Source organism: Arenibacter certesii DSM 19833, assembly GCF_000429545.1.
Classification (GTDB): Bacteria; Bacteroidota; Bacteroidia; order Flavobacteriales; family Flavobacteriaceae; genus Arenibacter; species Arenibacter certesii.
Genome location: NZ_AUCB01000018.1, coordinates 79124 through 104114 on the forward strand (window position 1 = coordinate 79124; position 24991 = coordinate 104114).

11 protein-coding genes are annotated in these 24991 nt (G+C 35.8%); 10 read left to right on the top strand and 1 reads right to left on the bottom strand.

Going from position 1 to position 24991, the window contains the following annotated elements:
- Positions 1-44: 44 nt before the first annotated feature.
- The 10 genes from G466_RS0110965 (at position 45) to G466_RS21830 (ending at position 23651) form a co-directional block, all read left to right on the top strand.
- Positions 45-2927: an AraC family transcriptional regulator gene (locus tag G466_RS0110965; protein WP_026813710.1), complete on the top strand. Its 2883-nt coding sequence runs from the start codon at positions 45-47 to the stop codon at positions 2925-2927.
- A gap of 587 nt (positions 2928-3514) precedes the next feature.
- Complete coding sequence (locus tag G466_RS0110975) at positions 3515-4792, top strand: alpha-L-fucosidase (protein ID WP_026813712.1); 1278 nt, start codon at positions 3515-3517, stop codon at positions 4790-4792.
- Positions 4793-5296: 504 nt separating this feature from the next.
- Positions 5297-8500: a SusC/RagA family TonB-linked outer membrane protein gene (locus tag G466_RS0110980; RefSeq protein ID WP_026813713.1), complete on the top strand. Its 3204-nt coding sequence runs from the start codon at positions 5297-5299 to the stop codon at positions 8498-8500.
- Positions 8501-8508: 8 nt separating this feature from the next.
- On the top strand, positions 8509-10317 hold the full coding sequence (locus G466_RS0110985; RefSeq protein ID WP_026813714.1) for a RagB/SusD family nutrient uptake outer membrane protein: 1809 nt from the start codon (positions 8509-8511) through the stop codon (positions 10315-10317).
- 274 nt (positions 10318-10591) lie between these two features.
- Positions 10592-13066 carry a hypothetical protein gene (locus G466_RS0110990; protein ID WP_026813715.1) on the top strand — a complete coding sequence of 825 codons (2475 nt, stop codon included), beginning with the start codon at positions 10592-10594 and terminating at the stop codon, positions 13064-13066.
- 343 nt (positions 13067-13409) lie between these two features.
- Entirely contained in the window at positions 13410-16769 is a 3360-nt protein-coding gene (locus G466_RS21815) for a VCBS repeat-containing protein (protein WP_034235339.1), read from the top strand.
- Between the two features lie 190 nt (positions 16770-16959).
- Entirely contained in the window at positions 16960-19053 is a 2094-nt protein-coding gene (locus G466_RS23135; RefSeq protein ID WP_051315612.1) for a glycoside hydrolase family 172 protein, read from the top strand.
- 39 nt (positions 19054-19092) lie between these two features.
- Positions 19093-20400 carry an alpha-galactosidase gene (locus tag G466_RS23140; protein WP_051315613.1) on the top strand — a complete coding sequence of 436 codons (1308 nt, stop codon included), beginning with the start codon at positions 19093-19095 and terminating at the stop codon, positions 20398-20400.
- Positions 20397-21164, top strand: coding sequence for a hypothetical protein (locus tag G466_RS23145; RefSeq protein WP_051315614.1), 768 nt, complete (start codon positions 20397-20399; stop codon positions 21162-21164). The genes G466_RS23140 and G466_RS23145 overlap by 4 nt, the downstream gene beginning before the upstream one ends.
- A gap of 48 nt (positions 21165-21212) precedes the next feature.
- Entirely contained in the window at positions 21213-23651 is a 2439-nt protein-coding gene (locus G466_RS21830; protein ID WP_051315615.1) for a hypothetical protein, read from the top strand.
- 347 nt (positions 23652-23998) lie between these two features.
- Here G466_RS21830 and G466_RS0111015 read toward each other — a convergent pair.
- The coding region (locus tag G466_RS0111015; RefSeq protein WP_026813716.1) for a c-type cytochrome domain-containing protein at positions 23999-24991 on the bottom strand (993 nt) is incomplete at its 5' end.

Sequence of the window (24991 nt, forward strand, 5' to 3'; positions counted from 1 at the left end):
AATGTAATACAAATTGTATCTTGTTTACAAAAGTAAATATAAAGATGCGAAATAATTATACTATCTTAATTATTGGTCTATTAATGACCGTGTATTGTAGTTGGTCCCAAGAATACAAATTTCAGCATTTTTCCTCAGTAGATGGAATATCGCATAATGAGGTTAGGAAGATTATTAAAGACGATAAAGGTTTTTTTTGGTTTGGGACTCAGAATGGGCTTAATCGTTATGACGGTTATAGGTTCAAAAGATATAAACATATACCCGATGATAATACTTCTATTATCGGGGACAAAATATACGCTTTAACTTCGTCAGAGGATAAATTGTGGGTCGGTACCCTTACAGGTTTAAGTGTAATTAATACAATAACGCTGGAGGTAATCCCTACACCCAATATACTTAAAAGCGTAGAGAATAATAGTGTATATCAATTGTTTTGTGATGGATCCAATAACATTTGGATGTCTACGAAAAATAACAATTATACCATCGATGCTGAATCCCTAGAAATTAATCCAATTCTTCAGGATTACAATATTGCCTGTGTTGCAAAGGGACTTGGCAAATATTATTGGATAGGAACAGATAAAGGATTATTACAATATGATCTCGAAAATGCAAGGATCTTAAAAACCTATGATATTGGTTCTTTTGATTACTTTGGGCTAAATAAAATTCACTCCAATTCTTATGGAGAGGTATGGATTACAATTGGAGACAAGATTCTTAGATATCAATCGGAGCGGGACAGATTTATTGAGGTTTACAGCTCCAATTCTTTAAATAGTATATCAGAAAATAGAGATGGAGATATTTTCTTTGGTAGTTACGGTGATGGCCTCCTTAAATATTCAAGGGCTACTGGGTTGTTTGAACCAATTATAGCAAACCCATCTGACCACCACTCGATCAGTAGTAATGATGTATATGATGTATATGTAGATGAAGAAAATATCGTTTGGGTAGGTACCCAGGAAGGGTTAGATTATTATGATTATTCACGCCACAGATTTAACAGCTTAATCCACTTACCCGAGAGTAAGAACAGTTTACGAAGTAGTTTTGTACAAACTATGTTTCAAGACAAGGATGGTAATTTTTGGATTGGAACACGTGAGGGAATTGATTGTGTAGATTTTAAGAAGGGTTACACCAATCCTAAAATAACACATATAAATATGGAAAGTAAGGGATTTGAGCTGCTAAACAGTAGTTACATCTCAAGCATTTTCCGTGATTCGAAAGAAAGATTATGGATCGCTACTATGAGCAATGGACTGTTTATGACACATGAAAAAAGCAACACTTATAAACACTTTACACATAGAAATAATGATTTATCTAGTATTGCCTCTTCTTCTGTCCGTGCAATATTAGAAGATCATTTGGGCAGAATGTGGTTTGGCACAGGAGCAGGATTATCCTTATTACAGGAGGATACTAAAAGTGAATATTCCTTCGAAAACTTAGGTTATACCAAATTCAACACAAAATCAATACCTCTAAACGATATATATTCATTATTTGAAGATAGCAAAAATAGAATTTGGATAGGAATGAATGATGGTGGAATAGCTTTATTACAGGAGCAAGGTGAAGGAAAAAGCTTTATGAGGTTCAAGCATATGCCCTCTAATCCAGAGTCTTTAAGTAACGATGAAGTATTTGTTATTTATGAAGATAGCGAAAAGCAAGTTTGGTTTGGAACCTCTGCAGGGGGGATAAATTTATTGCGAGAAGATGGGAATCCAAAAGTCAATAATGGATATTATTTTAAAAGTTATACGGAACTGGATGGATTATCCGACAATGAAATTAATGCTATTTTGGAAGATGATGAAAGTAATTTATGGATCGCGACTAATACGGGTTTTTCTAAGTTTAACCCAAAAGAAGAAACCTTCACGAACTATTCTACTTATGATGGGGTATTAAAAGGAAAGTTTAGAAAAAATGCAAAATGGAAAACCGTTGATGGGACTCTATTTTTTGGAGGTGCTGCCGGTATAAACTACTTTAATCCCAATAAATTTAAATTGAATGAAACTATTCCAAAACCAGTATTTGTAGACCTAATAATAGATGGCAAGGTTATTAATGTAGGACAAATTCTTGATGATAGTGTAATAATAAATAAACCTTTAAGTTCTGGGTCAGTTATTCAATTACCTAAGAACGACAATCGATTTGAAATAGAATTTGCATCACTAACCTTTTCTTCACCGTACCGAAATAAATATGCCTACAAGTTAGAAGGAAAAGATGAGGATTGGAGACATATTACAGGAAAAGATCCTATTGCTAGGTATTCCAGATTACAAGCCGGCAACTACCGTTTATATTTGAAAGCTTCAAACAATGACGGTATTTGGAACGAAAATCCGATTTACGTGGATATTAAAGTAAGGGCCAATTTTTTGGACAAGATGATTGTTAAAATTGGTTTTACGGTTTTACTTCTTATATCGTTAATTTTTGGAACGCTAGGCTTAAAAAAGTTTAAGAACAGGGACCTAAACAAACTACCCAATCCAAAGGTTAAAAAGTCTCCCAGACAAATAGACCCTAATTTAGAAAAAGAAAACTTGGCCAAAATCGAGGAGCTAAATCATGTAATGAACATAGACAAGATTTATTTGGATTCTAAATTAGGATTGGCCCAATTAGCAGAAAAAATTGAAATAAGTAATAATCATTTGTCCTTTCTTCTTAATGAGTATATAGGTAAGAATTTTTATGATTATATCAATTATTATAGGGTAGAAGAAGTTAAGAAGAGACTTAAAGACCCAAACTATAAAAGGCAAACACTATCCTCCATCGGAGGTGATTGCGGCTTTAATTCAAAATCTGCTTTTAATAGAATTTTTAAAAATTTAACAGGAAAGACACCAAATGAGTATCAAAATATCCATTGGGACTAAGGGTTGATAGTTGTTTAAGGTGTTGCATATTGAATAAATACCCAATACGAATATTTATTATCAAAATATCTCACTCGATAAGACGACAGTGCAGATTCCAAGAAAATTAGTTTTGTTAGGATTACTCTAATATGGGTCATAATCATCCTGTAGGGTGGAGACCTCGAGAAATAGCGACGTTCTTTAACTCAATTTTTAAAGATGGTATTCTCCTGGCTAAAATCACCGGTATAGAAAAACGGAACGCTGTTATAAAATTTGATTTCGAGAGTATGGTAGCCTTAAAAAATGCAAATTTTTATTATACCAATGACACTCTGAATATAAATGCAAATCGAATGTGGAATTCTTTCCAGTAAAAATTTCAGTGAGTGGGATAGAAAGCCCCCTCCCACAAGAAGGGTTTTTATTGGGGGTATCTATATATTACGGATGTAATGGATTTGGGAGTGTCTAGTGAATTGATAATTAATAAAAATATTACGAGGGTTGTCACCATAAAGAATTACGCCATGTGATGTCCCTATAATAAATTAGAGATTAAAAACAATCAAATGCATTCATAACCTAATAAATAAACTTAAAACATGAAAAAAAGATATTGGACTCTGGTCGTTGTATTAATTGTGTTATCCTCATGTAAAACAACTGAAAAAGACGCTATAACGTTTGTTGGCGAGTTGTTTGCAAAGAATGTTATAGGCCTTCAAGGGAATATCCTAAAGCAAATTGAAAAACCGGAATATTCTTGGTACATCTCTACCTCCCAGAGCGGTGAATGGAAAGAATTACCAGGAATATGGACCAATGAAATTGTTCTGCTCACTTCATATGTGGGTAATTTCATCAAATGTGAAATCACCTATATTGAACCAAAAAGTGACAAAAGGATAGGCGTCTCTGTAATATCATCCCAAGCTGTGGAATATAAGGGAAATCCCAACACAGATTGGTTTAAGGATGCGGGTTTCGGTATAATGGTACATTATTTAAAAGAGGCTATTATTCCTGAAGGAGGGGCAGAGGAATGGAATAGAACCGTTGATAGTTTTAATGTGGATAGGTTTGCTAGACAAGTCAATGAAGCCGGGGCCGGTTATGTGATGTTTACCTTGGGTCAAAACTCTGGATATTATTGCTCCCCAAATAAAGCATTTGATCGAGCTCTTGGAATAGGGCCAGGTGAATTATGTTCCAAAAGGGATCTACCGAAGGATTTAATAAACGCCTTGAATAAATACAAAATTCCTTTGATACTGTACCTGCCAAGTAATCCTCCGATAAATAATAAAAATGTTTCGGAGAAGTTAAGATATGCCTTCCAAAAGGATTCCGCTACAAGCCAATTTAATCAGCCCATATTGGAAAATATGATAGAGGAATGGAGTTTACGCTATGGCGAGGGTGTTAAGGGTTGGTGGTTTGATGGGTTATATTCTTGGAACGATATTAGAAGTACCCGTATGGACATGTCTCTTAAACATAATATAAGTACCCATAGCCTAGCTGCTAAATCCGGTAACAAAAAAAGTATAGTTACCTATAATAGTGGCTTTGGAAAGATTCATGGGAATACTCCGTATGATGATTATACCTCTGGGGAAAAATCTACCATTGATGAGTATCCGTTAAGTAGATGGGCAGAAGATGGGGTTCAATGGTTTTTATTTACCTATTTAGGTGAAAAATGGGGCGGTCATGGGCAACAGTTTATTACCGATTCCTTGGTGAATAAGGCTGTGAATATTGTTAATAATAAAGGGGTATTATGTCTAGAGGTAGTAACCAATGCCAAGGGAGAGATTCTCCCCGGTCATTTCGATCAAATTAAAGCGGTTGGCAGCAATCTAAGGGAACTTAGGTAATTTAATTGTTGTATCATAAAAGCATATTATTTTCTAATTTACTTCTAACCTTAGGGCATATTATGCAAGAACCACATTGCATGAAAGGCTCAATACATCCAATATCACTATCTGAATGTTAAAATTTGGTCTCTTAACTTCTGTAATTTGGTATTTCAATTCCAGAAAATGATTTTGACGTGTAGGTTGCTACCAGTTTCACTAATGTCTTCCCTATTTGTAACGTCCTAATGCTCATTAGGACAATTTTTTTTATGTTTTCCAGTCCCAATTTTCCCTTTAGGTCGATTTAGAGTTAATTATATGTTAACATCGCAGTAAGAAAACTAAATAACCATTCAATTCTAACTAATAGTGTTAAAAACATATACTAAATATAATAAGCATGACTTACGTATTAATAATTTTTGGATCATAAAAAGTCCCAATTGACTACTTGGACAGAGATATTCTAAAATTAGAGATATCCAAACAAAGGATTAAATAACAATCAAAACCTTAAAAATGAATTTAAACAATTTAAAGAAGCACAGAAAAAGTAGTGCTTATAAGATAAAGGTCTTTCTCTTTATTTTAGTAGCATTTACTTCTTTTTCTATTTTGGGCAGTCCAATGTTCAATAAATCAATAGAAAATGTTCAAGGCACAATTTCTGGGGTAATAACGGACGAGACTGGTTCTCCTCTCCCTGGAGTGAACATTTTAGTAGTAGGAACTAATAAAGGCGCCCAATCTGATTTTGATGGGAACTACAGTATAACGGCTAATCAAGGTGATATACTTCGATTCTCTTATTTAGGACTAAAAAGTCAAGACCTTGAAGTCGGCCTTAACAATACTATAAATGTAATCATGAAAGAAGACATCAATTCTTTGGATGAAGTTGTTGTTGTCGGGTATGGTACGACTATTAAAAGAGAGCTTACTAGTTCAGTTGTCACCGTGAGTACGGAAGAACTAAATGAGATTCCTGCCACCTCTTTAGGTAATGCAATTGCAGGTAGATTAGCTGGGGTGAATATTGCGCAGACTAATGGTAAGCCAGGAAGTACTTCTCAGATCACTGTAAGGGGTGCAACATCAGGACAATTTGCCGGTAGTAATGAACCTCTTTATGTAATTGATAATGTAATTGCATCCAAATCAATCTTTGATGCTTTAGATGTAAGTGAAGTAGCGAGTATAACAGTTTTGAAAGATGCTGCCTCCGCTGCTGTCTACGGTGCTAGAGCGGCAAATGGAGTCGTCCTTGTTAATACTCATTCAGGAAAATCAGGCAAAACAGTAATAAACCTAACTTCAACTGTTGGTACTACAGAACCCACAAATGTACCGCCTATGACTACTGCTTTTGAACAAGCAAGGATTATTGAAAATCAAAGAGATTTTAATGGTATTCCCCAAGATGACCCCAGCAGGTTTAGTCAGGCAGAAATGGACTTTCTAAGAGCAAACGACTGGGGCTCATTTGCAGATCAATCAGCTACGAACCCTCTTTTAAACAGAGTAGCAATTACCGCATCTGGAGGATCAGAAAAGATCAACTATTTTATGTCTGGGTCATATGTTAAACAGACGGGAGATTTTAGCAAACTATCCTATAAAAAAACAAACTTTAGAGCGAAGGTGTCTGCAGATATCACGGACGACCTAAATGTTTCAATAAATATGAACACCAATAATGATGTTAGAGATGAATTTTATTGGAGATGGAATGGTAGTGACGACGATTTTGGAGATTTCTATAGAACTGCCAATAGAACTGGAGCATGGGGCCCTGGGGTTCATAATGGTGAGTATGTAGCCAATTTCAACGGCTGGAATCCTGTTCATTTGGCAGATGGTGGGGCTGGGAATAGAGAACGAACTTCTAGAAATATAGGTACAATTATAGATGTTAACTATACTGCGCCATTTTTAGAAGGTCTAACTATTGGCGCAACATATAACAAACTTAATATTAGAAGAGATGAAACGCTATTAAGGAAAATTGTGGAAGATGTTACTTTTGGAGTTGATCCGAACAATAGATTTTTACTGACAGATGAAGTTCTTGGTGTACGCTTACGTAGTGATGACGGTGCAGACTCGGACAGTTTGGAAGAAAGAACAGCAGAAGAGGATTCTTATCAGTTTAATGCTCGAATAGGGTATGAAAATAGCTTTGGTGATAACCACACCATTAATGCCTTTTTAAATTACGAGGCATTTGAAAGATTTGATAGAAACTTTTGGGCTAGAAGAAGAGGTCTACAAACCGAATTTGTAACCCAATTATTTGCTACGGACCCAGCAGTGGAAAGTCAATTTGCCAATGGTGGTGGAGCGGAATTTGGTAGAGCTTCCTATATTGGTGGTATGGGTTACAATTATAAAGAGAAAATTTTCATAAACTCCTCTTTTAGATATGATGGATCTACAAAATTTGCTAAAGATGAACGTTGGGGATTTTTTCCATCCGTGTCTTTAGGTTGGATTGTTAGTGAGGAAGAATTTTTCAACAGCAAACTGGATTTTATTAATTTTTTCAAGATAAGATCTTCCTTCGGTACAACAGGAAACGATGATGTTGGTAATTCTAATTTCCCTTACATTCAAAGTTATAACGTTGGTGGATTAGGGCCTGTTTTCGGGGAAAATGAATCTATTTCCAACTCGGCTGTTATTGGTGCACAACCAGATTTGTTTATAACCTGGGAGAAACAAAGTTCTTTTAACTTGGGATTAGATATTCAATTGTTAAAAAGTAAATTGTCCGCTTCATTAGATTATTTCTATAATAAGAAAACGGATTTGTATGGAAGTAGACAGTTATTTATTCCTAGCTCCTCAGGATTAACCTTAGGGCCAACAAATTACGGAGGGATCAATATCAAGGGCTTTGAAATGGTTACATCTTATAAGGATAAGCTAGGGGATGATTTTTATTATGATATTGGATTTAATTTAGGATACGCCAAAGATGAATACGCAACTTTGGATGAGCCGGAAACTCGAAGACCATACGAGTTGCTAAACGGACACGGTACCAGCAGGATATTTGGGTATACTGTAGAAGGCATAATACGGGACCAAGCACAATTGGATGCCTTAATAGCTTCTGGATATAAAATTAACGGAGCGGTTCCACAAATAGGGGCACTTTATTATAAAGATTTAAGAAGTAATCCCCAAGATGATCCTAATGGAAATACTCCTGACGGTATAATTGATGGAAACGATCAAAGTTATATAGGCTCAGCTTCGAACCCTCCGATAAATTACGGTATCAGGCTAAATCTAAATTATAAACGATTTACTCTACAAACTTTTGCTCAAGGTTTTGCTGGGCATCAAAAGTACCAACCTGCCAACAATAGGTTTCAATTTGGTGATATTGGTAACTCTTCACATACACAATGGTTAGATGCTTGGAGCCCAACTAATACCAATGGTGCCCTACCAAGGTTCGGGTCACCAGCAGCAGATTGGAATTCAACATTTTGGCTTCTAGATGCAGATTTCCTGAGACTTAAAAATGTAAATCTAGCCTATGATATCCCTGATAATATTTCTTCTAAAATTGGGGCAGAGCGGATAAATATTTTTGCTAATGGTACAAACTTATTTATGATTTATAGCAAAATAGATCAGTTTGATCCAGAAACAAGCGGGAGAGGCATTCCTGTAAATAGAACCTACAGTTTAGGAATCAATGTTACTTTTTAAAAAATAGAATGATGAAATCAAAAAATATAAGTAAAATTTGGATACTTTGTTCCCTACTGTTTTTGCAATGTAGTGAAGACGTACTGGAAAAGAAAGATTTAGGTGCAATTAGTTCAGATGTTATTTGGAACGATTCACATCTTGCCGAGGGGTTTTTAAACAACATATACCTAAGAGCCTTGCCTGGATGGGACGTAAATGCATCAAGAATGACCGATGATGCCCAAGGACCAGATGCCTTAATGTATGGAGAAGCTTCTCCAAGTTCACAAAATCGTTATTCCGGAAGTTATAATACAATAAAGGACATTAATTTATTGTTAAGAGATGTTGGCTCTGGTAGCATCAGTATCGAAGATCAAGATCAAATGAAGGCACAGGCATTATTTTTCAGGGCATATCTTTATTTCAAATTAGTGTCTACCTACGGAGGAGTGCCTTTAGTACTGGAAGTAAAGGACCAATCCGATATAAGTGCGCTTCAAATACCCCGAAACAAAACCTCAGAATGTATTGATCAGATTATTTTAGATTTAGATAATGCTATTCTTGACTTACCTGAAAGTTACGATTCTTCAGATTATGGTAGAATTACAAAAGGAGCAGCCATGGCGTTTAAAGGAAGGGTATTACTTCACTATGCTAGTGAACAATTTGATCCTGCTCAAGATAAGGGGCGGTGGCAAGCAGCATTTGATGCCAATAATGAAGCGAAAATTTATTTGGAATCAATTGGTAAAGGATTACATCCCGATTATGAGAAATTATGGTTTGATGAAGGAGCTAACAATGTTGAAGCCATTATGGTTAGAAAATATTCTTTGGATAGACCTCATAATCGTGAGGCTGGGTGTCGTCCATTTATCGTTGGAACTAATGGGGAATCCTATGATAAGCCAACAAAACAATTAGTAGACGCATTTCCAATGAAAGACGGTAAGGCAATCGACGATCCTACATCTATCTATTCCTATGATCCCACAACACTCTGGTTGAATAGAGATCCCAGATTTGAAGCAACTATAGCTTGGAACGGGTCAATATGGCCGTTGAACAACCCAGCACCAAATAGGACAAGCGATTTAGAATGGACTTTTCAAGAAAGTGCAATAGAAGGCCAAGCAAACTCAAGAATTACAGCTACTAGTTTTAATTGTAGGAAAGCTGTTGATGGCACATTGGAGGGCGGAGCTGCTAGTTTAAGCTCTCCAACAGACTGGATTGAGATTCGATATGCAGAGGTGCTATTAAATTTAGCAGAATCAGCAAATGAAATTTCAAATTCAGGTTTGGCGTATGACATATTAATCCAAATTCGTTCTAGAGCAGGAATAGAGGAAGGTGGAGATAATCTTTATGGGTTACAAGCTGGAATGGACCAAGATCTACTACGCGACGCAATTATGCTTGAAAGAAGATTGGAGTTGGTTTTTGAAGGGAAACGATCAGCAGATCTACGAAGACGTAGAATGTATGAAACAATTAATGGCACGCATAGATATGGGTATGAAATCACTAAGACAGCCGCTTTTGATGCACTTAGTCCAACTAATGAAATTCTAGACGATAGGAAAATATTAGAAGCAGGTATCTTGGATGGTAGTATCAATTTAGATGACCCTTCGGTCTACAATACCTACTTTACTACAAAGTTAAGGAGCTTAGAACGATTTGGAAGTGTTGATGAAGATGGGGACCCAATAAAATATTTAGACAACTATTATTTCTTTGATATTCCTCAAGACGATTTAAATAAAAATCCTAACCTACAACAAACCGCTGGATGGCCAGGAGGGGATTTTGATCCCTTACAATAAAAAATCTGATTAGTTAAGTGTTGAGTTAGTTTTATGTTGGTTGACTAAGAGGTTGAATATTTTCAACCTCTTTTTATAATTCAAAAGTAGTGTTCTTTAAAATGGAATCAAGTGAACAGCAAAATTTAAAACAATGTGCCACAAATTAAAGTAAATATCAAAATCGATTGGTAGGAAGGGTGTCGCTTTATATTTTAAAGTATAAGAAATCCGTCCCTCTTCGATTATTATGAAGTAATTAATTAAAAAATTTAGTTAAATAAGAATTTAGTAAATGCAATATAAAATAATGGCTAAACTATTTTGGATATTATTATCTGTAATAGGTATAACTGCTTGTAATCATTCTCAGGACAATATATTTATCGAAACCGATTATTTCAAATTGTCTCTTGACAACCAAGGTAAATTAACGGAATTATTAGAAAAGGAGTCAGGTGAAAATCTATTGATTAAGGGGTATAATAAATCCCTATTAACCATTCAGAGCAATGGTGTAAAATATCCCATTTCAAGTTGGGTATATGATGGAGAAATATTGATATTGAAATTTAATGGACTGGAAGCTGAAATTAATATGAATATTAATAGTAAAAACAACTATATAACTTTTGAAATTGTTAAAGTTAAAGGTGGAGAATCAATTGAGAAGGTTATTTGGGGTCCCTATCATGTCTTACCTTCAGAAAAAATAGGTCAATCAATTGGGATAGCCTATGATGATAAAACGGCTATCGGATTAATGGGATTAAATCTTAAGAGTCGTGGGGGATTTGAAATTACAACGAGAGAAAGATTTGGAAATGCTGCAAAGAGAATTGAAGGAGGTGCAAGCTTAACTGGTTTTGTTCGTGATCGCTCCAAGTTTCATACTGTAGATAATTGGGAACAGAAGTTAGGACAGGCTGTACCTGTTAAGGATAGCGATGCTGAAATAATAGGTGCTAAATTTGCATTATATTGTGTCCCTGCAGGTAAATTATTGGATGTTGTGGAAGAAATCGTTTTAAACGAAAACTTACCTTACATTAAAACCAAAAATGTCTGGAATAAGGTTTCGAAATACTCTAGTTCGTCAAAATTCATCATGTCCTACAATATAAATAATATCGAAGATTGCATTGATATAGCGGAAAAAGCTGGTATTTCATCAATCTATCATGGTGGCATTTTTAAAACATGGGGAACTTTTCTGCTGGATGATAAAGATTTTCCCAAAGGGTATCAATCGGTTAGGGAGTGTTCAGATATAGCGGAAAAACGTGGTATCAATCTAGGAGCTCATACACTAACAAATTTTATTACTACAAATGATCCATTAGTTTCTCCTATACCTGATCCTGGTCTAGTTTTGGCTGGTATCACTAAACTTGAAGAAAGTATAACTGAAAATGATATCGAATTATTATTACAGGATGAGAACGTGCGTCCGGCATACCATGAGCCAAATATTGAAAAGGTTAACCCTAGGTGGCGCGAGCATACAGCGGTTAGAATAGGAGATGAAATTATAGAGTATTCTTTTGCAACTGCAGAAGGTAAATTGGTTTTAAAAGATTGTAAACGAGGTGCCTTTGGCACTAAAGCTGTTAAGCACAAAAAAGGAGAAAAAGTAAGCAGACTAATGTCTCATGGTTACAAAGTATTTTTCCCAGATATTAACTTGCAGGATCAAATGGCGAAAAACCTAGCTAACTTCTATAATGAGGCTAATCTAAAAAGAATCAGCTTTGATGGTATAGAAGGCGGGCTTGCTTCTGGACATGGACGCTATGGAAGTGATCGTTTTGTAAAGGTTTTCTTTGATAACTTAAAAAATCCAAATATTGTAGCGAATTCATCGGATGTTACACATTTTGGTTGGCATTATTTTGCAAATCAAAGTTGGGGCGAACCTTGGACATCTGATAATTTTAGAGAAGCACATTTAAGCCACAGATTGAATGTACAACAAGCCTTAAAAGAAGACTTGTTACCTCGCAAAATGGGACAATTTAGTATCAATGCAAAAACCACAAAAAAAGATATAGAATGGGTCATGGGTTTGTGTGCTGGTTACGATGCGGGGGTGGATTTTTACATAAGCCCTAATATTGAAGAAATAAATAAAGAAGCTAGTTCTATTTTAACGGAAATTAAAAAATGGGAAGATGCAAGAATGAATGGTCTTTTTACAGAAGCACAAAAAGAAAAACTACGTGATCCGTATACTTTCTATGGTCTGGAGAAGAATAAGGATAGTATTAATTTAGTTTTTATTGAATCGTGGGCACCAGAAGGAGGAAGAACTCAAGGAGAAGATGATTCTAATAGTTTGCCATCTTCAATATTAAAAAGTAGTCCGGACGCGCCTGTATCTTTAGATTATAGACATACGAATATGACCACAGAGCCAGGACAACCTACAGCTGCTATTTGGAAATATTTTTGTGCAGGGCCAAATCAAAACTTACAATTCGTAATTCGTCTTCCTAAAGAATCGAAAGAAAACGTAAAAGGAATTTACCTAAAGGTAGGACCAAAAAAAATTATGATACCGTTTACATTATCACCAGGTGATTTTATATTAAATGAAGGAAATGAAACCTATAAACATTTCTCTAAGGATCTTGATATTAAAAATGAGGTTTTGATATCCGAAGGTTATCTTTCCGTATCAGACGGTGATAACGTAATTGAATTTGATTATCAAGGCAAAGGAAGAGAAGCTGGCCCTGAAATGATAGTAAATTTTAGAACTATAAAATAGTTTGTAAATATAATTTATCACCCAAATATTACAAACACCCTATATCACTTGTTATAAATGTATCAAAAAATATCACCTATTAATGAGGTTTTTAGTATAAAGTGAATAATATACCAGATAGGTATAAAATGGATAAGTAATGGTAGGGAAGGTATAATTTGTTAAAATGTATAGCGCATTTACATGATAGCAGGACTTATAAGGAAAGTGCTATTTGATTTGCCAATGCTTATATATTTACAATTGAAATTCTATTGACCGTGAGGGAGGCGTTTTATTACTTTGGCAGATTATAGGAGAATTTAATCGAAGACTAATCAGAAATAAAAATAATACACTTAAAATGATTAGAGGAATTACCATTATTCAAACCATTTCCATTTTTGTTCTTACTATACCTTGTTACTCCCAAGATTTAAGAGCAAATAACAACGGAGAAACAGTATTTTCATTGCTAGATGCCTCTGAAACCAATATTTATTTCAATAACCAACTTCATCAAACCAATGAAAACAATATTTTCGTTTACAAGGGTTTTTACAAGGGAGGTGGAGTAGCTATTGGCGATATCAATAATGATGGACTTCTGGATATATATTTTACAGGAAATCAAGTGGGAGATAAGTTATATCTCAATAAAGGCAATCTAAAATTCGAGGACATAACGCTTGCCGCCGGAATTTTGGTGAAAGGGGGCTGGTCTACACATGTAAGTATGGTCGATATCAACAATGATGGATATAAGGATATCTATGTATGCAAAAGCCTCTATGATGAAAAGGAAGAATTGAGAGAGAACGAACTTTATATAAATAATGGGGATCTTACTTTTACCGAATCAGCGGTGAAGTACAATTTAAACGATAAAAATAGAACCACAGAAGCTAATTTTTTTGATTTCGACAGAGATGGGGATTTCGATGTTTTATTGGTGAATCAACCTAAGAACTCTTCGTTTATGGCCCCTCCAAACAATGAAAAAAAAATTACACCCACTCAAAATTATAGATTGCTAGAAAATATTGATAATCGCTTTGTTGAAACACCTAACAATGGAGGGGTAAGTAATTTTGGATATGGATTGAGTTCTAGTATTGCAGATTTTGATAATGATGGATGGCAAGATATATATGTTGCAAATGATTATGAAGGCCCCGATTTTTTTTATATCAACAACAGGGATGGAACATTTACCAATAAAATATACGAAAATATAAAGCATACCTCCTACTTCAGTATGGGAACCGATGTGGGCGATATTAACAACGATGGTTGGTTAGATCTTGTGGTGCTCGATATGGTGGCAGAGGATAACTATAGGCTAAAAAGTAACATGGGTTCTATGAATCCAACTGAATTTTGGAACAATGTAAGTCGAGGTGGACATTATCAGTACATGTTCAATACACTACAACTAAATAACGGGGTAGATGTTCATGGTAATTTGCTATTTAGTGAAATAGCCCAAATGGCCGGTATTTCTAGTACGGATTGGAGTTGGTCACCTTTATTGGCCGACTTTGATAATGACGGTCAACTGGATCTTTTTGTTACCAACGGTATACGACATGAGATTGGAAACACTGATGCACTAAAGAAGTTGGATGAATATATAGGTGAAATCGATAGGAAATACAATAAGGAGAATAACAAAAACTTTGATGTTTGGAAGTATGCCAGTTTGGAGAAGTTGCTGTCTTTCTTTCCTTCTGAAAAAATTCAGAATTATATGTATCGGAATATAAATGGTCTGATGTTTGAAAAAACATCTGATGAATGGGGCTTGTCCCAGAAGACATTTTCCACAGGTGCTGCCTATGGGGATTTAGATAATGATGGGGATTTAGATCTGGTCATAAACAATATTGATGAGGTTGCTTACATATATAAAAACAATATTTCTGAAAATAAGGCGAACAATTATTTAAGGATAAAATTAAAAAAGGGAGAGGTTCTTCAAAGCTTTTTTGGAACAAGGATTTCCTTATTTCATAAAAACGGAGTACAAACCTCACAATTGACCAATGCTCGTGGAATAAACTCCAGTAGTGAGGATGTAATTCATTTTGGTTTAAATCAAATTAGCAATATAGACAGTTTAAGAATTGACTGGTTTAATGGTCAGACATCCTTATATAAAAATATTACGGTAAACCAAACATTGGAATATGATCTTAATGGGGCCGAAAACAGCAAGCAGCCTTCCGACAAATCGGGTTTATTACTATTTGAAGATGTTACTGATACCGCCAAAATAAGTTATATACATAAAGAGAATAAGTTTGACGATTTTGGGCGTGAGGTATTACTGCCTCATCGCATGTCTACTTTAGGTTCAGGGATTGCTGTCGCAGATATTAATAGTGATGGTTTGGAGGATTTTTATATTGGTGGCCCAAATGAAAGTTTAGGAAAACTATATAAGCAACAAGCCTCAGGCTCTTTTATAGAAAGTCCCTTAAAGCTTATTCCAGACCTTAACCGGGAGGATATGGGAGCCGTTTTTTTTGATGCCGACAATGATGGAGACCAAGACTTATATGTGGTTTCTGGCGGAAATGAGTTTGAACTGGATTCTGAAAACTACCAAGACAGGTTGTATCTAAACGATGGGAATGGTAATTTCAAACTATCTGAAGGAGCTCTTCCCGATATTAATGCTAGTGGGTCAAGGGTTAAGGTGGCGGATTATGACAATGATGGTGATTTAGATCTATTCGTCGGCGGAAGACAAGTTCCAGGTCATTATCCAGAACCGGCTGATAGTTATCTGTTAAAAAATCAGCTTGTGGAGACCGGAACATTGAGCTTTGTAAAAACCGATACAAATGTGCTGGATAAGTTGGGTATGGTGACAGATGCCGTATGGACGGACTTCGACGGGGATGGTGATTTGGATTTGTTGATTACTGGTATGTGGATGCCCATTACCGTTTTGGAAAATGTTGAAGGGCAATTTAAGAACAGTACCGAAAAATTCAATTTGCAAAATACCACCGGATGGTGGTTCAGTATTTCGAATGGTGATTTGGATGGCGACGGTGATGAAGATTATGTATTCGGAAATTTAGGATTAAACTACAAATACAAGGCAAAAGAAAACGAACCATTTTCAGTGCACTATGGTGATTTTGATGAAAATGGCAAGAACGATATAGTGTTGAGTTATTATAACTACGGCACACAATATCCGCTTAGAGGTCGGTCTTGTTCCTCTCAACAAATTCCAGAGATAAAAAAGAAATTCGCAACCTACAATGAGTTTGCTTCTTCCACCCTCCGGGAAGTATATGGTGATTCTAATTTAGAAAAAGCCCTGCATTATGAAGCCAAAACCTTTGCAAGTATTAGTATGGAAAATTTGGGAAATGGTAAATATGAAATTAGACCATTGCCAGATTTAGCCCAAATTTCTAATATAAATAGTTCCGTGATTTATGATTTTGACAATGACGGAATAAAAGATATTGTAATTGCTGGTAATCTATATGGGTCAGAGATAGAAACCACAAGAAATGATGCTAGTTTGGGTTTATTTCTAAAAGGACAAGGCAAGTTTATTTTTGAGCCTGTACCTATGGTGAGATCAGGACTAAACATTTCTCAAGATGTTAAGGAATTAAAACTCATTGGATATGGGAACCAGAAAGCACTTGTAGTGGCAGTAAATAATGGTAGAGCAAAACTTATAAAAATTCAATAATTGGAACAGGGATTATTCCATTATCTATAATGATGTTGAGATTGAACCTATTGGTATTGTATCAATGGTCATTAGTCTATATTAATGGAGTTTGGGATGTCCCAATCTTCCCTTAAAGACGAAAATCTTGACAATATATTTTAAACTTGTTTTTGTTATCAACTAATTTTCAACACGCAACTTTGAGTTTATGAAACATATAACAACTTCACTGGGATTAATAATGATTATATTTCATTTATTCATCGGTCCCAGTTTGTATGCCCAAGAGACCGAGGTAAACATCACAACCTTATTGGAAGAAATGGTAGATCGCGATTTGATTACCCAGTTTCCAACATCCAACTATAAATCCAAACAGGCAAGTAGCTATAATAGGGAGTCAGTTTCCCCTGATTTACCGGGCTGGTTTGCGGATAGTGATGGTGTTTCCTATATCAGGACTGAGGAATTAAACGGAAAAAAGGAATGGGTATTGATGGAAGATGAAGGGCCTGGTGTAATAACTAAAATTTGGGCCGTCGCCTTTTACTATGGACTGGACAACACTTTGGGCGCCAATATTAATATCTACTTGGATGGAAATCCAGAACCGGTTATATCAACGAACTTTTTCGATCTTGTGAAAGGAAATGATTTTGTACAACCACCCTTTGCAGATGAAACAGCTAGGGCAGGTAATTTATATTTCCCGATACCCTATGCCAAGGGCTGTAAAATAACAATGGACAAAAAAGCCTTCTATAATATAATTAACTATAGAAAATATCCATCTGACACGAAGGTGAAAACATTTACCATGGAAGACTTTGATAATACCAAAGACTTACGAAATAAGGTGGGAAAAATATTAACAGAATATAGTCCTGCTAAAGGAATTGAAAAAAAATTGAAAAAATCAATTGCCCCTATGGAAACCTTAGTTGTAAACCTGCCAAAGGGAAATCAAGCTGTTCAAGAGTTTCAAATAAAGTTGTCGAATACCTCCGATATGGCCCAAGCGTTGCGGTCTGTGGTTCTTCGTTCAAATTTTGACAATAAAGAAACCATTTGGGCTCCAGTGGGCGACTTTTTTAATAATGTAGGAAAGGTCCAAAGCTACGATATGTGGGAGCGTTCTGTTACAGAGGATGGGAACATGATCTGTCGATGGGTAATGCCTTATAAAAATAATGGACAGTTGCTGGTTCAGAATTTGGGAAACGAAGAGGTAACCGTTAATATTTCCGTTACCACCAAACAAATGGAATGGACCCCCAATTCCATGCATTTTTACGCTACATGGCAAATGGATGACCCTACTCCTACCTTTCCATTGTTTGATTATAATTTCTTGAGTGCAACGGGAAAAGGGGTAATTGTGGGAGACGAGTGGACGGTACTTAACCCAATAGAAGGCTGGTGGGGAGAAGGTGATGAAAAAATATATATAGATGATGATTTGGATAGAAACTTTCCGTCTCACTTTGGTACAGGTACGGAAGATTATTACGGCTGGGCCGGTGGAGTGGTTCCTACCCCAAAAGATCAATTTTCAAAACCATTTTTGGGTAATATTATTGTTGGGGAAAGATCCAAAGGTTATAATGTTTGTACGCGTACGCGCGTATTGGATGCCATTCCTTTTAGAGATCAAATTAAATTTGATATGGAATCCTCATGTGGAAGGCGTAGCAAATCCCATTTCCTACAATATTCACAAATCACCTTCTGGTATGGGATCCCTGGGGTAACCCATAATAAGCCTGCACTACCCTCTTTTGCTTCTGCCAAGTTACCCACTATAGAGGATTTGGAAATGGAAATAGAAAAAGCAAAGGGGTCTCAATATATTGTGGACGGAGCCATAGAAGCCGAAATACTTTCTGTAGCTAATAAAAGCGAAGGAGTAAAGGAAAATCACAGTGAAATTCCAATGTGGGGAGAATTAAGCTCTGGGGAACTTAAAAATCTATGGTTTGAGAAGCCAGGTGACTTTGTAGAGTTCCATATTACAGAACAATTTGAAACCTCCCAAATCTTTCTATGTACTGCTGTTGGCCCTAACAGCGGCATGTTTGACGTCTATGTGAACGGAATCAAAAAAAATAGTCAAGACCTTTATTCTAATCATGCAGGAATTATAAATCCGTATTTAAACCTAGGAGAATGCGAACCAGTGAACAATTCCTTTGTTATACGCTTACAGTTTGTTGGGAACAACAAAGAAGCAAAAATGACTAATACTATGTTTGCATTGGGTGTTGACTTTTTTCTCATTAAAAACAATTTCCTTAAAAACTAAGTAACTAATACTAAATAATCAACTTTATAAATAATTTAAATGAAATATCTAATAAAGCTATTTATTATCTTATTCCTGTTTATTGCAGGAAGCTGCAAATCTAAAAGTGAATATACCATTGGAAACCAAACTATTTCAAGAACTATAAAAATTAGTGATGACGGGCATCTATTTACCTCGGAAGTCCATAATAAAATTGCAGGTACATTATTGCTTCCAAGGGATAAAGAGGAATTTAGATTACGGATCTCCGAAGGTACACATATAGAGGGATCAGACGTAGTATTAACCTCAGAGGATTTTAAATTTAATAAAGTAATCCATGAAGATAGTAACTCCCTTAGCTTTCTTTTAAAAAACAAGGAGCACCAATTGGAAGTGGAGGTACATTATGAAGCAGAGAAGGACAATTTTTATATTCATAAATATCTAAATATAAGATCTACCAAACCAGTTACCATAGAGCGGATAGATATTGAATCAATGTCACTTGATGACATTTATCAACCCTATCAAATCAAACAAATAACTTCTAAAGGGGCTGCACAATGGCGTCCAGGTCTTGGTCAACCCCTGTACGGGTCAAAATCAGCTACCTTTTTTGGTGTAGAATTTCCTGCTGCAGATAATTACGTAGTGGATAAAAAGGGGTATTGTGGCTACCTCTGGGGTAAGGAAATAAAGGCTAATGAAGTATACACGTCCCATAAAGCAGTGATTGGTGTGGGTGATGATTCCGAGTACATACAAGAAACATTTTTTAATTATATAGATCGGATTCGGATAAGACCACTCAGATTACAGGTTCAGTATAACAGTTGGTTTGATTTTTATACTAATGTAGACAAGGAGAGTTTTGGTAGGAGTGTGACCAAGGTACATCAAGAATTAATCGAAAAACGGAAGGTAGATCCGCTTAATGCCTACGTCATTGACGATGGTTGGCAAGATGTACATGCCGACTGGTCTAACAAGGTTTGGAAAGTAAATTCAAAATTCGATACAGATTTCTCTTCCAGCTTCGACGTTGTGAGAATAGCAGATTCAAAATTAGGGTTATGGATGAGCCCAGGCTGTCTTTTAGGAGGAGAGCCGGCGGTGCCGAAATTAAAGGAGCAAGGATTTGAAACCTTAGGGAATTGGATGTCCATGGCAGGACCCAAGTATATGCAATTGTTGGAGGACAGAATGTTGGAATTGACCAAAAATGGAGTTAATTACTTTAAACTAGATGGGATCTTTGGACATCTCAATACTAGGGAATTTGAACTACATGGCTACCAATACGGAATACCTTATATGCCCAGTTGGGAACTGATAGTTTATCAGCATCAGACCCCCTCTTGAATAATTCCAAATTTGATGAATTAAAGACATACTATCTCGTTGCTGGGACAGAGCGGCTAATGGAACTATTTAAGAAACAGCACACCATTGACCCAAATGTATATATTGTAATTTCCAACGGAGCTTACCTTAGTCCTTGGTGGTTAATGTACATAGATGCGGTGTGGATGATCAATGCGGGAGATGCAGCTGGGGGAAGTAATAGAACAGAGGAATTGGTGTATAGAGATGGTATTTATTATGATACATGGGTAAAGGAAAAAACTCAATTCCCAATTAACTCTGTGTTTAATCATGAACCAAAAAAGGTGAAATCAGGAGAAAGTCCGGAAGCTTTTGCTGAGTACTTATGGATGAATCTATCCCGAGGAACCGGTTTTGTGGAACTCTATATCAAAACTCCCGAACTGTCAGAAAGCGATTGGGATGTTTTGGCTGAAGGCTTAAAATGGGTTAGGTCTGCTTTTCCATATTTTAAAAGAGCTAAAATGCATGGAGGTAATCCCAAAGAGTCCAAAGTTTACGGATATACAGGATGGAATACAGAGGGTGGGTACATCTCTGTTCACAACCCTTCAGACCAACCTCAAACCTATAGTTTAACACTTGATCGCAAGTTGGGGTTAATTAAAGGTAAAAAGGAATATGTTATTTCGTCCCCATTGGATAACGCTGCTGAATTTTCACATAACGTATATTCATACGGATCCGAATTTAAAATTAATATAAAGCCTAGAGAAGTAATGATTTTAGAGTTTAGATAATGGCATTAGAAATGGCACTAAAACATTGTTAACCTATATAATAACTACATGAAAAATATTGCCTTAAAAATTTTAATATTCTGTATGTTGGCCCTAACCTTTGGATGTAAGAACCAATCCGACATTTTTTTTCAGGCTGGAAACCTAACTATTGGAATAAATAAAATTGGAGAAATCACAGGTTTAACCGATTCTCAAAATAATATCAAATATGTGTATTCAAACCATGACCCCAAATCCATTCTGGCGATAAGGGTTAACGGGGAATTGGAATATCCGGGCTCTTTTGAATTAAAAGAGGGAAAAGAAGTATTTCTGCTAACATACCCTAAAAACGAAGTCGAGGCAGAAATCAAAGTAGTCAAAAAGGAACGATATCTTACTTTTGAGCTCTCTTCTATCACTAATAAAGATGATATCGAATTAGTACTATGGGGGCCTTTTGAGACCAGTATCAAGGAAACCATTGGGGAAACAGTAGGAGTGGTCCGCAATAAGGATTTCTCAATCGGGATACAGGCCTTGAACAAAAGAACGTTGGGCGGATATCCAACCAGCGAGGATGATTCTACGCCATCCTTCGATATATTTGGAACTACCAGTTTGGTGGATATTGCAGATTCTTTGAATATTCTATATAGAGGGCATACCGCGTTGCCAAAAGATTACGGCAGTTCATTGCAGGCATATACCAGAAATAGAGATAAAGAAAGGATAGTTTCTACAATGGGACATGAACATTATGTAGCCCCTGCATTCAAGGACGACGGCATAATAGGCTCCAAAATAGCCTTATTCGGTTGTGCCCCGGAAGAAGTGCTTAATACACTAGAAGAAATTGAGCTTTCTGAAGGTTTACCGCATCCTACTATAGATGGGGTTTGGAGCAAACGTGCCAAAACTGCCACCGCGGCATATTTAATTCAAGATTTTGGAACGACTACCATAGATGATGCCATAAAGTTAACTAAAAAGGCAGGCCTAAAATACTTATACCATTCTGGTCCTTTTACAAATTGGGGTCATTTCGATTTACACAAAGATGCATTTCCCGAAAATTGGGATAGTATGCAGGAATGTGTACAAAAAGCAGAAGAAACTGGAATTATACTAGGAGCCCATACATTGTCTAACTTTATAACTACTAATGATCCCTATGTGACCCCAGTTCCAGATAAAAGACTTGCTAAAGTGGGTTCCAGTGTTCTCGTAAATAATATAAGTGCTAAAGAAAAAAATATCGAAATTAAAGACCCAACTTTTTTCAACCAAATGAGCAACAATAGCCTTCATGCAGTCGTAATTGGAAATGAAATAATTAGATATGAAAGTGTTTCAGATACTGCACCTTGGATTTTGTTAGATTGTCAACGGGGAGCATTTGGAACACAAGCTAGTAATCATAAAAAAGAGGATGAAATTTCTAAATTGGCAGACCATGCATATAAAACTTTTTTAACTAACATTAATTTGTCTGAAGAAATGGCTACCCGATTGGCTGACCTATATAACAAAACAGGATTAAGGCAAATATCATTCGACGGATTAGAAGGAAATTATTCTACTGGAATGGGAGCCTATGGAGAAATTTTGTTTGCAGATGCTTGGTACAATAATTTATCGCCTAAAATAAAAGATCACTACATAATGGACGCCAGTAGGCCGGGACATTATTTTTGGCATATGTTTACCCGTATGAATTGGGGTGAACCTTGGTATGCCGGATTTAGGGAAAGTCAGACGGCCTACAGGTTATTAAATCAAGATTATTTTCGAAGAAATTTCATTCCTGCCATGCTTGGATGGTTCAGCATGAGGGAGAATACTAGTTTGGAGGATATAGAATGGATGTTGGCAAGGAGTGCCGCTTTTGATGCTGGTTATGCATTAGTAACCACAGTAGACTTAGTGAAAAAGAATGGGTTTGGTGATGAAATATTAGAGAAAATAAAAGAATGGGAAAAAGCAAGATTAGGCGGAGCCTTCAGTAAAGAGCAAAAAAAGCGGATGGAAAATATTGACGATGAATTTTCCTTAGAAAAAGTTTCCGAAAACAGTTGGAACTTGACTCCTTATTCAGTGGAACGATTTGAACATGAGTTAAAAATCAGACAACCAGGAGAACCAGTTTGGTCTGAATTTAAGTATAATAACCCTTTTTCACCTCAACCCCTGCAGTTCATATTGACAACCAAGAACACAGATGCTTCTAAGATAAGCTTTGAGATAGACAACTTCAAAAAAATTGAATTAGATATTTCCATTGCCAAGGGTGAAAGCCTGAAATATGACGGAGGTAATGAGGTAGTGTTATATGATAAATCTTGGAACAGAATCAGAAGCATACCAATTGACCCCGAACTACTTGCGTTAAGCATGGGAGAACATAAAGTAAAGGTAGATTGTATGTTTTCAGCTACCGAGGACGCCAGTTTAAAATTGGAATTAAAAACTGCGGGTAATCCTGAAAAAGTTTTTTCAGAATAATATAGCTTCAAAAAAGATTAGTAGTTAAATATGATATTTCAGAATTATCATCAACCTTTTCAACACGAATTTGTTTTAAATAATAAAGTAGGTAAGTTAACCTTTATGATCCTGAAAAAATATCTTAGATAATCAATTTACATAGAATTGTGAACTTTTTTTAAAAAATTGTAGCATATATTAATGCATTTATCAATTTAAAAATATACTATTATTTTTGGAAATATGACTTGTTCTTAAATAACAATTTAGCCCATTTTAGGATTGAAAAAGAATAAATAAAGAACAGCCGCCTTTATTCTAAACTAAAGAATATACAGCACACCTAATTAGTTTATGAAATTATTTTAATTTCTCAATCCCAATATAATTTCAGGATGACTTCTATTTATCATGAAATTATCTACATCCCCCTGTGTTATCCCTGTTTTCCATGCATAAACTCGCTCTAAACTTTTCATTTTAGCAAAGTTTTCAAAGCTCCGCGCCGTAATTTTAGTTTGATATAAATTGAGTCCCGTTATACTCTGGTTAACCGATATTTCTTTTATGCCACTATCCGTTATCGGATTTTTATCCATCTCCAGTTTTTGAAGGTTTACAAATTGACTGATCGTTTTTAAGTGCCTGTCCTGAACGTAATTATCTTTTAAGGAAAGCCATATAATATTATCCTTTATGGATAACAGTTTCTCCAATATTTTATCCAAATCTTTATCGTTTTTGGACGTAATGAATTGCGGGGGAAGAACTACTTCATATAAACCAGATTCAAAAACTAATTCCCTTATTTTTAACCCTTCTCTCGCTATATCCTTAAGTACTTCGCCACTAACAGTCTGAACATTAGGTAAGGGTATACCGCTCTTACCCGTAACGTCTTCTAGACCCAACATGATTGAAGCTATACTTGTTATTTCTTCAGGGGTTTTCAAATCGGCCAGTTTCACTTTAAAGTTGGCATCGGCATTATCGATCCAAAATGTCAAAATTGCTTTCTCTTCATCGGTAAGTGGCGTCTTTCCTTCTGGAGGCATGAAATCTTCGTCAGTTGGATCCAACATAACCCGCCTAATTATTTCGGACTTGGCTATATTTCCTGGGATATAGACTTCTCCGTTTTTTCCTCCTTTTTTCATAGCAATGGTATCTTGAAGTGAAAGTCCACCCTTTTTCTTACTTGAATTATGACAACTGATACATTTCGCATCTAAGATAGGGTTTACCAAATAATCGTAAATAGCTGCTTCCTCTAAGCGGGAGATAGGTGGCAATACTACTTTTTCTGATCTTCCAAACGGTGCATACTTCACCAAATAATCACTTCCATGTGTTAAATT